This window comes from Paenibacillus wuxiensis (assembly GCF_040195695.1).
In the GTDB taxonomy this organism is placed as follows: domain Bacteria; phylum Bacillota; class Bacilli; order Paenibacillales; family Paenibacillaceae; genus Paenibacillus_B; species Paenibacillus_B suaedae.
On record NZ_JBEFZI010000005.1, the window covers coordinates 80793 to 95095 of the forward strand.

Consider the following 14303-nt stretch of genomic DNA (forward strand, 5'->3'; position numbering starts at 1 on the left):
ATATGAAGAAGATCATTATCGGCGATCAACTCGTAAAATCTTTCGGCGAGGGTGATGAGAAGCGCAATGTTCTCGACGGTGTATCCGTTGAAATCAATGAAGGCGAATTCGTCGCGGTCATGGGGCCTTCAGGATCGGGAAAATCAACACTGATGTTCGCACTGAGCGGAACAGATGGCGTAAATGGCGGTAAAGTCATCATGGACGATAAGAATTTAGCGGAGATTGGCGAGAACGAGTTGTCTGATATACGCAGAACAAAAATGGGGTTTGTCTTCCAACAGCCGACGATGTTGAAAAACCTGAATATCCTCGACAATATCATTCTTCCCTCTATGAGGGACAATCGAAAGAATGCTGCACAAATTACGGAAAAGGCAAGGGCACTCATGAAGAGGGTAGGTATTGCGGAGCTAGAAAAGCGCGACATTACACAGGTGTCGGGTGGTCAGCTTCAGCGTGCAGGGATATGCCGTGCGCTTATGAACAGTCCCAAAATTATTTTTGGCGATGAACCTACGGGTGCGCTTAATTCGAAGTCGGCACAGGAGATTATGGACATCTTTTCTAAAATCAACGAAGCAGGTACTGCTGTCATGCTTGTTACTCACGACGCCAAGGTTGCGGCACGGACGGAACGGATCATGTTTATGCGTGACGGAGCGATTGTGAGCGAGTTGAGTCTCCCTAAGTTTACGGGGATAGATATGGACGGCAGGATTGAGCAAATTACAGTGAAGATGAGGGAAGTTGGCATCTAATTTGTCGGTTCTCGATAGACATCCAACGTCAATTGCATACTTATATATGGTAGTTACGGGAATTCACATGCATCAGAATTGAGTATAAAGGGGGCAGCTGCGTTGACGGTTATAGAAACGAATCGATTAATTCTTCGCAAGTTGACTTTGGATGATGCGGAATTCATGTTAAGGCTCTTGAATGATGAAGCGTGGCACCGATATATTGGCGATAGAGGGATTAGAACGGTTGAAGGTGCGCGTGACTATATTGTGAATGGTCCGATGGAGAGCTATGAACGACTCGGTTTTGGTTTGTTTTTGACGGAATTGAAGGAAGATTCGACTCCTATCGGATTGTGCGGACTTATCAAGAGGGACTCCCTGACAGATGTGGACATCGGCTTTGCCTTCCTCCCTGAGTTCCGTGGGCGGGGATACGCCTACGAAGCGGCTGCCGCAACATTGGAATACGGTCGAACGACGCTTGGTTTAGAACGCATAGTAGCCATCACCACGATAGACAACGAACGATCCGGGCATCTGTTAGAGAAGATAGGAATGAAGTTAGAGGGGCACATTGCTACAAATAAAGAGGAACTGAAATTGTATGCATCTTGCTTCGCGGGGAAGTCGGAGCAAGACGAGTAGACCTATTACGATTTAGGTAGATCAGAGTTTTTTTCATTCAAAAGGAGCTCATCCAAATGGACGAAGCTCCTTTTTGTATAAGAAGTTATTGATTTCATTTATTCTTATTTGGATCTGATCGCTTAGGACTCGGTGAATAATCATTCATTCTACAATGATGATGTTGATGACTAGACCGACCCAAATGTTGAGGTGGTGCTATATTACAGGGTTGATCCCTGGCAAAATCAAATAAAATGATGTCTTGATAGAGTAGGTAAACAAAAGTATACAAAAGTAATGATTAATCTATTTGAATAGGACAGAAAGTCTCTTATTTTAAAAGTAAGCGCTATCATATACGTGGGTTTTATCAGTTGAAAAGGGAGGGGGATATGAAACCGCAATAATATTCAGTCAAATTACATGCTTACCGAATTTGATGACATTCATAATCTTACATATAGAAAGGGAGTTCAATTAATGAAAAAGAAATGGTTATCCATCGTAATGTCTACGGTGTTAGCCCTCTCAATGATGGTTCCATTAGTACAGGCGGAGGAGGCGAATACGTCGTTGCCAGCGAGTGAGCAATATACGGCGCAGCAAGCTGCTGAACCTCAGCAAGGGGAGCGCAATCTCGCTCTAGGTCTTCCTTATGAATGGTCGCAAGCACCAGAAGCAGGGTATGCTGATGATGGCTATAAGCTGACAGATGGCAAGTACGGCAAGGTCACGAAGTCAGACCCGGCATGGGTTGGACATTTGAAGAAGAGAACGCGTGAAGTGGTGTTTGACCTTGGCGAGAACAAATCAATCTCTTCCGTTAAGGCTCATTTCTTGCAGGATTGGCCCAATAACAATGTCCTTCTGCCGTTAACCGTGTCCATTTATGTATCGGACGATAAGGAAAATTGGGGTTTGTTATCTCATAATGCACTCCAAACGTTATGGATAGACGGACAGCATGAAGAGACGTTTGAATGGAAGGGCAACAAAGAGGGAATCAAGGATCCGAACAAAGAAGGATTGGCGTACGGTGGCATCGCTTATGCACGCTATGTGAAGGTAAGCTTCATGATGCATAACAGGGCGATGACGTTAGTCGATGAAATTGAAATTCTAGGCGAAGACGGCAAGGTGCAAGGTGCAGATACTGTTCCTACGCAGACGCCAGCCTTCCAAGCACCGGGAGAAGCGACTGCCGGAATTAGCGATCTTGGGCTGCTGTACAACGGGCACTATGCGAATGGCAAGGGTGATTGGTCGAAGGAGCGCATCATTCCGAATATTAGCTACGTAGATGAGGCAGGCAATCCGAAGGATTGGCTGTTCGATGGAGTTCTCTATCTTGGATTAGATACGCCAATGGGTCGTAATTTAGGACTGAACAGCAAGCTGGACGACTGGAAATGGTACTTAGAAAAGACATTTGCAGCGCAAGGCGATATGTATCAATTAAATGAAGCGACCAAAGAAGTCGGGGCGAAGCTGAACGATCCTAACCGTAAAACGAAAGTCGTGTATATGATCCCATATCCAGCTGAAGGCATCGCTGACTTCGGTGATATTGGCGATGGCAACTTGAGCTTCAGCGACTCGATCGGTGTGGAACAGGCACTTGCTAACCGGGTGAAGGCTGTTCACTGGTGGCTGGATCAAGTGAAGCAAAAGTGGGCTGCTGCCAACTACTCCAATTTGGAGCTTGTCGGCATGTACTGGTTAGATGAGCAGATCAGCACACATAGCAAGGGACCAGATCTGCTACGTGCAACAAGTGCCAAGGTGCATGACATGGGCATGAAGCTGTTCTGGGTTCCGTTCTTCTCAGGATACAAGTCATTCATGTGGAAGGATGTTGGCATCGACAATGTGGCTTACCAGCCAAATTACTTCTTCGAGGATGACATCGACCCTGAGCGCTTGCCGGACGCAGCGTACTTAGCGAAACAGCACGGCATGGGCATGGAGCTGGAGTTTGATGACCGGATGCTGACGGATAACCATTTCCGTGAGAAGTATATCGAGTACTTGAACAATGGTGCAGAAACTGGGTTTATGCAAAATGGATATAATGCTTACTATCAGGGCAATGACGCTGTATATAATACGGCTGTAAGCAAGGATCCATCCAATCGAATCTTGTATGATTGGCTGTACCAATTCGTGAAGGGCACATACAGCGTGAATAGCGGCGTTCCTTCCGATGCTGACGTACAAATGAACGAAAAGCCGTTGGAGAGCCATACAACAGTGCCGGCCACAGAGACGGTGCAATTTACATGGCAGCTCAAGGATGACGACGGAAGCGGCATTACTAAAGTTACTGCGACATTCGACGGTAAGCCGTACACGGCAGGTACGCCAATTAACTTTGCAGGCAAGCTTGGCAAGCATGAACTTACGGTTACGGTGACTTCGGGCAAATCAAAAAAGACAACTTATATCATTGATGCAGGAACAAATGTGGATCTCATCAAAACATTAGTTGATCAATTCGAACAAGAGAACCAGTTCAAAAATCCGGGGGCGGCTCGCTCCTTGCAGGCTCATTTGGATAATGCGAAGAGATTCGAAGGTAATGATGAAAAGTTCAATAAGTTTATCAAGATGTTCAATGCAATGTTGGAGTTCCAAAAGATCAAAGGCCACATTGCAGATGGTGCTTACAACACGCTGAAGGATAATGCTTACTACCTTCTTGGCAACTTGGCGGAAAATAAGGCGGTTGAAGCTTCCTCGGTAGAGAGCAATAGCCCGAATTACGTGCCGCAAAAAGCTGTGGATGGTTCCCCTGCGACAAGATGGGCAAGCAATTATGTAGATGATTCCTGGTTCACGGTTGATCTTGGCGAGGTGAAGGAGTTCGATACGATCCGCATTGATTGGGAGTACGCTCGCGCCAAAACATACAGAATCCTCGTGTCTAACGATAAGAAAGAATGGGTAAATGTCACGACGAAGAACGATGGAATCATTACGGCTCAAGATGGGCGAGATACGATTCACTTCACGCCAGCAGAAGCGAGATATGTGAAGTTCGAAGGAATTCAAAGAAACACGGACTATGGCTACTCCTTCTATGAATTTGGGGTATACAATATTTTTGGAGCCGATGGCATGAAGACGCTGGAAAGCTTCGAACCTACAATGTAAAGCCATAACAGACAGAGAGGGCGAGTATCTCCTCACTGACTGTATACCATTTAGCAAAAAGCCACTCGGCTCATAAGAAAATAAGCCGCTCGAATGGCAGATGCATCTCTGCCATTCGAGCGGCTTCTTCACGTTAATTCCATTCGCTCGTCAAGTATTTCTCTGTCAGCACGGACAGCATATGAATGCCTACCTCGTTCTGACCGCCTTCTGGAATAATCAGGTCAGCGTACTTCTTAGAAGGCTCGATAAATGCATCGTGCATCGGCTTGACCGAAGTCAGATACTGGTTGTAGACCGAATGAATCGTCCGACCGCGCTCTTCAATGTCGCGAAGTACACGGCGTAGAATCCGTACATCTGGATCGGTGTCCACAAATACTTTAATGTCGAGCAATTGACGTAAATTTTCATCGAACAGCACATGAAGCCCTTCGATGATGATGATATTATTCGGCTTCAGCTCTACCGTCTCATCCGTGGAACGGGCATGAACGGTAAAGTCGTATACCGGTGCATAAGCAGTTTTGCCTTGCTTGAGCAGGTTCACATGCTCAAGCAGCAGCTCGTTGTCGAATACGAGCGGGTGGTCGAAGTTAATCACTTCGCGTTCAGCCATGCTGAGGTGAGAATGATCTTTGTAATAGTTGTCTTGGGAAATGAATGTGACTTTATCTGATCCAAGACGGTCAATGACGGACTTGGCAACCGTTGTTTTGCCGGATCCGGTGCCTCCGGTGATACCGATAATGAGCATGGTGATTCACTAAACCTCCCTAACAAAATAGCGGGTGCAATTACAGTATTTTAACACAGCTTTCTGTTTTTTACACCTTTGTACGAATTAACAGTGTGACCGGATATCCTACTTGCTAGAAATGTCTGAATTTTAACGGGGAAATCGCCAATATAACTAGCTAAGAATTGAAATTCAAAAGTTTTCATATTTGCCCAAGCTCTCTTGAAAAGATATAATTATATGGAGTATGCATACTTTATGCGGAAAGAGAGCGAGATACAGTATGGGGCGTAAATGGAATAATATTAAGGAAAAAAAAGCATCTAAGGACACGAATACGAGTCGTATATATGCGCGTTTCGGGAGAGAGATCTACGTTGCAGCGAAGCAAGGCGAGCCTGATCCCGAGCTGAACCAATCATTGCGATTCGTGGTTGAACGTGCCAAAACATACAATGTACCAAAGGCGATCATTGATCGCGCGATCGAGAAAGCAAAGGGCGGCTCTGATGAGAACTATGATGAGCTTCGCTATGAGGGCTTTGGTCCAAGCGGTTCCATGGTGATCGTAGACGCTTTGACCAATAACGTGAATCGCACTGCTTCGGAGGTCCGTTCCACATTTAACAAAAATGGCGGAAGTCTCGGCGTAAGCGGCTCTGTAACGTATATGTTCAGTCCGACGGCCGTTATCGGTCTGGAGGGCAAGAGTGCAGACGATGTTCTGGAAATCTTGATGAACGCCGATGTAGACGCACGCGACATCTTGGAAGAGGATGAAGCGGTAATCATCTACGCGGAGCCGGATCAATTCCATGTTGTTCAGCAAGCGCTGAAGAATGAGGGCATTACGGAATTCAGCGTAGCTGAAATTACGATGCTGCCCCAGACCGAAGTAGTCTTGGACGGCGATCAGAAGGCACAGTTCGAGAAGCTGATTGATGCGCTCGAAGACCTTGATGATGTGCAGCAAGTCTACCACAACGTGGATCTGGAAGGATAGTCAGCCGCAATACGATATGAATCATGAAAAAAGACACCCGAATGGTGTCTTTTTTCATTTCTGTGGAGAGAAAAACAGCCACCTACGTCGAGGTACCAATGGTCAATAAGTTATAACGCTTAAATTTTTGGCCGACACGAAATACGAGGTTACTGGTAAAAATGCTACTAGCTGCGTCACTTGATTGGGCAAAATGCCGGTATTTTACTCGCTTGTGCTGCTTGCGTCGCAGGATCAGGTACAGTAAATCCGCTGCTAGGCTGCCCCATCCATATGTACACGGTCATCATACTGAAGATCATAATGGTGAAGTGCAGCACCACGAAGAAGCTGCGTAGTTTGGGAGCGCGTCTGGAGAGCAGAAATGTCGTATAGCCGTCCCGGCCAACAATAAGGAAGATGAGCAGTATCGTATGCATAATCATATGGCCGATGATTTCGGTAAATCCGAATACAGTGGTTGTGACGAGGAATAATCCGGTTAATAGCAGAGCTGTGAATCGATTCATAATACCGACGATAAATGCCCACGCAAGGCCGAGCTCAATAAAGGCGCTAATCAGTACGAAGTCTTCAACGGTAAAGCCTAGTGACGGAATTCCGTATTCGTGCATCAGGGAGCACGCCAGCTTGGCGAGGGTCAGCTTCTCCATTGCAAGCCAAGCAAGAGACAAGCCGGTCCATACATAGAGGACAGGGATGCCAGAACGGCTCCACCTCGTGTTCGCAACAAGCAAATAATAAATGATGCCGAGGTAGAACATATAGTCCAGCATGTGGAACATTCCATAATCAGCGAGTGCCTTCACATATAAGGTGCCTAAAGTGATACCGCTTATAAACAAGGTCTTGCGATGAAGCAGGCCAAGCAAGCTGATAAGAAGAAGTGCATAGACCCACCATGTCTCGATTCGCAATGTGGGAGCCAGATAGGAGCCTGTGCTTATCTGCATCAGCAATGCAATGCCAACACCTACTCGCATAATCAATAGGTGAAAGCGTTTTAACTTATTGAGAAAAGAATGCACCTTCACAACGATAGGGACGCGCTCCAAAGCTGCGTTATACCTTGAAACAAGCAACAATACAACAATCGTGAAGCTAAACCAGAACAGAAAGGTAGGGGTGAGCACCTTGCTCATTGCTTGAGGTGTCCACTCGTGATCGGTAGCGAACCATTTAACATGCAAATATAGCCCACTCCCAGGCTGTATTCCAACATTCATCAATACTCCTCCTTCATTATCAGAACATTCCGTCTTCTAATCATGCGTAGAGCCAAGCTGGTTAGCTAAGATCCCTCCTTTTAGACACAGGTTGTAAGCCATCTATGTATTAACGGCGGTATCTCATACGTCCATATTCCGTGCATCAGGCAGTCGAGAGCACCTATCCGATTCTTTTATCCGATTTTCACAATAAGGAATTTGAATGTCGTGTGGATGAAACAAACAAGGGAAGAAGAAAGACTGAGGGTTAACTTGCAGGTACTGATGATAACCACTATTGTAGCGGATTTCTGTACTGATTTCCATATTGTAGTATAAGTCTTAAGCCCTGTAATTTTATGAAGATTTCACGCTTATCGGATGTAGATCCCATCTTCTGACATGAACCCGAGTAGATGGGGGCGCATAGAGTACTGTAGGTTACACCTAATTAATCAGGAGTACGATCCGCTTCATGTGTTCCGATTCCTACAAAGCGTTCGGTAATCAGAGGATTTAGGAGGGGAGTAAGGATGATCGAGATTGCAGGTGTTAACACAGGGCAGCTCAATACATTGGGATTATCGGAGCTGGAGAGGAATGTAATTGCGGCTAAGCAGAAGAGTCCTGTCGTTTATCGATATAATTCCCTTGATGACTTGAAATTCGAATTGAGAATGCGCTCCAATATCGTGAATGCGGCGAAGACACTGCACGATAGTGGGGTGGACTTTGCTGGATTCGACGATTCCAGATGCAACGAAAGGTATTGGATACGCACGGACAGAGGGGGATTTCAATTAAGAAGAGGTGTCTCGCCTTCTGCTGCCATCAACGATATTTTCCATAATGGTGGACAGTATGCATTTGAATGTGCGACAGCTATTATTATTGTTCTGTATAAGGCAATCATAGATACGCTGGGTGAAGCCGTTTTTGACCGTTACTTTCAGGATTTGCTTCTATGGGATTGGAATTATGACCGCAATCTTCGACTGGTGTCGAACTCGAACCTCGTTGAGGCATTTTTAGGGGATATTCTTTATTTTAGAAATCCAGACTACAATCCACGCACGCCGGAATGGCAGGGAGAAAATGTTGTGAAGCTGGGCAACGATCTCTATTACGGGCATGGAATTGGTATTACCTCTTCACAGGGTATGATCACAGCCTTGAATGGAGCGAGGAAGCCTGGAAGCAAGACCTCAGCTTATTTATCCAATGAGGTCATTCATCCGGATTTTGATGCCCTACAGCAACTTCAATATGGTCGTGACAATCGAATTGTGGCTATCTCCGAGCATCGTGGATGGGGTGTTAATGTTAGAATTGGTGCGAAGACATACAGAGATTCTGGCAGGGAGACTTAGTTTCGAAGGAAGGCGGCGGTATTGAAGTCTTGAAGCCCTATTAGAATGAATTGCTCTACTGCCGTCAATCGCCGCTAGGTTCGTTGTGCAATTTAGATTGTTGCTATAGAATGGTAGAGATTATGGACGATATGGATGGCCATGGTGTGCGATGAGTGATGCAAGTCATGAGCGAAGCTAGATAGAAAAATGGGGGACATCAATTTCATGAAAATAAAAGTAAGTATTCTGCTCAGCATCGTGATGATGCTAGGAATGGCTGCTTCCGTTCAGGCTGCAGACAAATCCGTAATGGCACGGCCGACTCAGGCCAATGTGAGCATTAATGGACAACCGATGAATCAGATGGATGCCTACAATATTGGGGGCAGCAACTACTTCAAGTTGAGAGATGTTGCAATGGCATTGAAGGGGACGAAGAGCAGCTTCGATGTAACCGTTGATACCACGAGTAATGCGATTCGTGTGCATACAGGACAAGCCTATACCCCAATCGGAGGGGAGCTAGAGCCTGCCAAGAAGTCTGCAAAGTCAGGCAAGGCAGCTGAACGACAGGCGATACCGACTTCCTCCAAAGTATATGTGGATGGCAAAGAAATTCAATTGACGTCTTATAATATCGGGGGCAGCAATTATTTTCAACTGCGGGAATTAGGGGAGCAGCTGCAAGTTCCCGTTCTGTGGCGGGCGTTGAGCAACTCAATTCATATCATTGCCCATCCAGAGATGACGATCTGCTCTATAGAAGGGATCACCCAGCTGCGTACAACCAATGATTATCATTATGGGAATTGGTTCGAGCCAGCTGCCCGTTATTTGTTCCAGAAGGATGGACAGCCGAATCTGCTGCAATTGGACTCGGATAAGCAGAAGATACATATTCAGCAATTCAATAAGGATTATACCGTAGCGGGAAGTAAGACGCTGAACATAGAGCTGCCCAAATTCGGAGGCTTCCATCAAGGTGAGGACGGCAATTATTATCTCGTATTCGGACAAGACAACATGGAGGAAGCCAGCACAAAGGCAGTATATCGCGTAGTGAAATATAATGCTTCGTGGGACAAGCTTGGTCAGGTAGATGTATCAGATGTGTACGTATCAGAGCCGTTCAGATCCGGGAACGTTACGATGGACAGCGCAAATGGCAAACTCGTGGTTCAATCGACTCGTCTTCGCTATAAGACTGCTAAGGATGGTTTGCGGCATCAGTCGAACATGACCTTTTCTATTGATATGGCAGCGATGAAGGTGCTTAGTAAGAGTGGTCAATTCCCGTCTAACCACGTGAGCCATTCTTTTGCCACTTATGTTCGCATGGATGGTGATCGCATCGTATATGCTGACCATGGTGATGCGTATCCGCGTTCTATTCTACTGCAGGTGGAGCAGGGTGGTAAGATTACGGAAAAAATTGACCTCATTAAAATACCGGGCAAGATCGGTGATAATTACACAGGCGCCTACTTGGGCGGACTAGAAGTATCTGCATCGAGCTACCTTGCCATTGGGGCGAACAGCAACACCGGTTCACAAGATGGGAAAGGCATAAATGTATTCCTTAGTGTCGTTCCAAAAAATGCGCAGGATCGATCAAGCATCAAGCCAATATGGCTGACACAGCATACGTCTGAGGCTGGCGTGTTCATCCGGGATACGTATATTCGCAAGATCAATGAAAATAAGTTTGTCTTGTTATGGACGGAGTCGAGCCGACTCGGAGAAGGAATGAAGTATGCGATCGTGGATGGCCAGGGAACGATGCTTAAGCAGCCGACCCATCTTGGGGGCGTTCCATCCCCTGGGAACATGATGCCGCTTGTGCAAGATCAGTCGATTACGTGGTACTATGCCAACCCAATGGCGGGTCAGATCACGAGCAAGCCTTCGGCAATCGAATTGTATACGCTGCGTGTCGAATAGCAGATGAGTGATAGTCGATAGAGTAACAATAGATAGAGAATGAACAGATAGAGTAACATTAGACAGAACAATAATAGATACTGGTAGAACGATGACAGGGTAGGTTAACTTGTATGAGGCGAGGGGCGAGGAGCTCTTCGCCTTTTTTAGTAGATATTAAAAATGGGCAAATGTTCCAAAATGCAGGAAAAAGAAGGTTGCTGTAGAAAACCTCATAATATGATGAACAAGAAAAAAATCATTGTGAGCACGTTATTGTTCGTGCTTCTGCTTGCTGGTATCCACGTAACGTGGCTTATGACTCTGGAAGCATCTCAGCATGTCAAGGTGGCTAATGGGGTTGCTGATCTGCGCGGAATGGAGCTAGACAACAAGCACACCGTATATTTGGATGGACAGTGGGAGTTCTATCCAGATGCATTGATATCTAATGAAAATGAGCTGCGTCAGTTCCAAGGCCAATCCAGCTATGTTCAGGTTCCCGGAGATTGGAGAGAGGGCTGGCGCCAGCATAAAAGCAATTCATATGGCTATGGGACGTACCGGCTTCGGGTATTGGTCGATCAACCAATAAATCAGCCCTACCATTTTTGGATAAGAGAAATTCAAGCGGCCAACGTCTTTCTAATCAATGGACAAATCAATGCGAAATCGGGAGTAGTGTCCACCGATGCGAAGTCATATCGACCCGTTCAGACATCCTTTACCACTTCCTACGAGGTCGAGGCAGAGGATCAAGGCGTCATCGAGGTTCTGCTTCAAGTCTCCAACTTCGACAACCCCTATAAAGGAGGCATCGCTCGCTCTATAAGATTCGGAACGCAGGCGGCGGTTGAATTTCAACGCTGGTATTCCATCGGTTTTCAATTAGTTACCTTTATCATTTTGATGCTGCATGGCCTATATGCTGTCATTTTGTATTGCTTTAATCCGCGAGAGAAGACTTTTATTATTTTCGGGTTATTAATGACAATGACAGGCACATTAGTCATAGCTGATAATGATTCGATCCTGCTGTTATGGCTTCCTATCAATTATACCTGGGCGCTTCGAATCAAGATTCTTGCTTATTTGTGGCATGCCTGCTTCATGATGATTATGGGAAGGAACTTTTCTGGATTTACACGGCGTGGGAAGCTATTCTACGGGTATACGGGCTTCTTAGTCTTGTTTACAGTATTTGTACTTGTTGCCCCTGCACCGTTTGTTTTCTTCACGACGACCTATAGGATTTTCAGCGTGCTCTATCTCTTCCCGATTATTTGGTTATCATCCCTGATTATGCAGATGGTCTATCAAAACCGTAGGGAAGCCTATATTCTGCTGCTTGCGGCTGTCAGTGTTATGTCAGGGATCACCTGGAGCGTTTTTATTTATAACGGAACGAAAAATATGATTTACTATCCGATCAACATCATCGCCTCGATCGTCGGATTTTCAGCGTATTGGTTCAAAATGTATTTCCGCAATGCTGAAGAGAATGCAAAATTGAACGATCAGCTGCGGGAGGCTGACGAGAAGAAGGATCTATTCTTGGCAAATACGTCGCATGAATTGCGCACGCCGCTGCACGGTGTCATCAATATTGCGCAGTCCGTTGTCACACGCGAGAAGGAACTGATGGATGAGAAGAGCAGGGCAGATATGGAACTGCTTATTACGATCAGTCGCCGCATGTCGCATACCATTAATGATTTACTTGACTTAACACAGCTCCGGGAAGGCAAAGTCATTTTATATTGCACTCCGCTTCATGTGCAATCGGTGGCGTCTGGCGTGCTGGACATGCTGCGCTTCATGATGGAGGGCAAGCCAATCCAGCTGGTTATGGCGATACCAGAGACATTCCCGCCTGTTATAGCGGACGAGAAGCGATTAGTTCAAGTTTTGTCCAATCTTGTTCATAATGCAATCAAGTTCACGGATGAGGGTTCAATAATGATTTCCGCAGAGGTTCGAGAAGGACGGGCCTGTATCTCTGTTGCTGACACAGGCATTGGCATGAATAAGGAACTGCAGGAGCGGGCATTCCATGCTTACGAACAAGGAACTGCAGATACGGATACAAGTGCTGGGGGAATCGGACTTGGACTTCGCATTTGTGAACAAATGGTGCAGCTGCATGGTGGAAGATTGGAAGTGGAATCGGAACTGGGGAAGGGATCTGTATTTTCCTTCACCCTGCAATTGGCCGAACTGGATACCATTCCGCTTGTGCAGGAGGAGAACCAGATAGAGGCGCTTGTATCTGCTCAGGCTGCAAGCGAGGTGAGCATGATCTCTGACGAGCTTCATGTGGTGCAGCAGCAGGCGGCCTCGGCCCTGTATAAGCCAATGGTATTGATTGTTGATGATGATCGCGTGAATTTAAAAATACTTGGGGACATCTTGTCCAGCGATCAATATGAGGTTGTGAGAGCAACGAGCGGCAAAGAGGCCTTAAGCAAGCTGGATGCAGCCAAGTGGGACTTGATCATTTCGGATGTCATGATGCCCCATATGTCCGGTTACGAGTTAACTCGTCTCATTCGCGAACGCTTTACGATTCTGGAATTGCCTATTCTGCTCCTAACTGCGCGAAGCAACGCGGAGGATGTGCACTCGGGATTTTTGGCGGGTGCAAATGATTATGTAACGAAGCCTGTTGATGCTATGGAACTGCGCTCCCGCGTACAGGCGCTGACGGAGTTAAAGCAGGCAGTGAACGATCGCTTGCGCATGGAGGCTGCTTACTTACAGGCACAGATCCAGCCTCACTTCTTATTCAATACATTGAACACGATTACGGCGCTCAGTGATTTCGACACGAACAAGATGAATGACCTTATTGAGGCATTCAGCTCTTACTTGAGAATCAGTTTCGACTTCTTGAACTCGTCGAAGCTGGTACCGATTGAACATGAGCTAGATCTCGTTCGTTCTTATTTATTTATCGAGCATGCTCGCTTCGAGGACAGATTGAATGTCATCTGGGAGATGGAACAGCACATTCGGGTGATGATTCCGCCACTGACAATCCAGCCGCTTGTGGAGAATGCCATTCGACATGGGGTGCTAAGCCGTGCTCGTGGGGGAACCGTGTGGATCAGGATTACGCAGGATGAACGGTATGTTCATGTGGAGATTCGCGACGACGGTGTAGGTATGGATGCTCATCGAGTTGATACTCTGCTTGAATTCCATGGGATTGAGGAGCGGGGAATTGGGCTGCTCAATACAGACCGACGATTGAAGCAGCTATATGGAGCGGGTCTCGTTATTCGCAGTAAGGTGAATGAGGGGACGAGTGTGTCCTTTGCTATGACGAAATAATAATGGATTGATATTGTGAAATGATTTATAGGGCTGCCCTAGGTCACCTTACTGACCTTTAGGCAGCCCTCCCTTATGAATATACGGGTGATTGCTGCAGAAATTGAAGAACAAGGGATTAGAATTGTCGAGGCTCCTCGATGAGGGCAGATTACCATTTTTCCATAAAAAGTGGTAGACGTCCACATGCTTATTGAATGACAAAAGGCGGGGGGATTGTCC

The 14303-nt window shown here is 46.3% G+C and carries 10 protein-coding genes; 8 read left to right on the forward strand and 2 right to left on the reverse strand.

Annotated elements, in window-relative coordinates:
• Positions 1-2 precede the first annotated feature (2 nt).
• From ABN764_RS12095 to ABN764_RS12105, 3 genes are all read left to right on the forward strand, one after another.
• Entirely contained in the window at positions 3-761 is a 759-nt protein-coding gene (locus ABN764_RS12095; protein WP_021252791.1) for an ABC transporter ATP-binding protein, read from the forward strand.
• Positions 762-863: 102 nt separating this feature from the next.
• A complete protein-coding gene (locus tag ABN764_RS12100; protein WP_446672014.1) occupies positions 864-1391 on the forward strand; it encodes a GNAT family N-acetyltransferase in 528 nt (175 codons plus the stop codon).
• A gap of 462 nt (positions 1392-1853) precedes the next feature.
• Positions 1854-4526 carry a DUF4855 domain-containing protein gene (locus tag ABN764_RS12105; RefSeq protein ID WP_446672015.1) on the forward strand — a complete coding sequence of 891 codons (2673 nt, stop codon included), beginning with the start codon at positions 1854-1856 and terminating at the stop codon, positions 4524-4526.
• A 133-nt stretch (positions 4527-4659) separates the two neighbouring features.
• On the opposite strand, the gene udk is transcribed toward ABN764_RS12105, so the two are convergent.
• The gene (udk, locus tag ABN764_RS12110; protein ID WP_021252782.1) at positions 4660-5283 is read right to left on the reverse strand and encodes a uridine kinase; all 624 of its coding nucleotides are present in this window, start codon (positions 5281-5283) and stop codon (positions 4660-4662) included.
• 265 nt (positions 5284-5548) lie between these two features.
• On the opposite strand from udk, the gene ABN764_RS12115 reads away from it, so the two are divergent.
• On the forward strand, positions 5549-6268 hold the full coding sequence (locus tag ABN764_RS12115; protein WP_174808708.1) for a YebC/PmpR family DNA-binding transcriptional regulator: 720 nt from the start codon (positions 5549-5551) through the stop codon (positions 6266-6268).
• Positions 6269-6444: 176 nt separating this feature from the next.
• On the opposite strand, the gene ABN764_RS12120 is transcribed toward ABN764_RS12115, so the two are convergent.
• Complete coding sequence (locus tag ABN764_RS12120) at positions 6445-7494, reverse strand: hypothetical protein (protein ID WP_446672016.1); 1050 nt, start codon at positions 7492-7494, stop codon at positions 6445-6447.
• A gap of 384 nt (positions 7495-7878) precedes the next feature.
• Between ABN764_RS12120 and ABN764_RS12125 the strand changes: the two genes are divergently transcribed.
• The 4 genes from ABN764_RS12125 (at position 7879) to ABN764_RS12140 (ending at position 14081) form a co-directional block, all read left to right on the forward strand.
• A complete protein-coding gene (locus tag ABN764_RS12125; protein WP_174808710.1) occupies positions 7879-7983 on the forward strand; it encodes a BBE domain-containing protein in 105 nt (34 codons plus the stop codon).
• 26 nt (positions 7984-8009) lie between these two features.
• On the forward strand, positions 8010-8846 hold the full coding sequence (gene tgl / locus ABN764_RS12130) for a spore coat transglutaminase TGL (protein WP_446672017.1): 837 nt from the start codon (positions 8010-8012) through the stop codon (positions 8844-8846).
• A gap of 207 nt (positions 8847-9053) precedes the next feature.
• The gene (locus ABN764_RS12135) at positions 9054-10769 is read left to right on the forward strand and encodes a hypothetical protein (protein ID WP_446672018.1); all 1716 of its coding nucleotides are present in this window, start codon (positions 9054-9056) and stop codon (positions 10767-10769) included.
• 219 nt (positions 10770-10988) lie between these two features.
• Entirely contained in the window at positions 10989-14081 is a 3093-nt protein-coding gene (locus tag ABN764_RS12140) for a hybrid sensor histidine kinase/response regulator (RefSeq protein ID WP_446672019.1), read from the forward strand.
• Positions 14082-14303 lie beyond the last annotated feature (222 nt).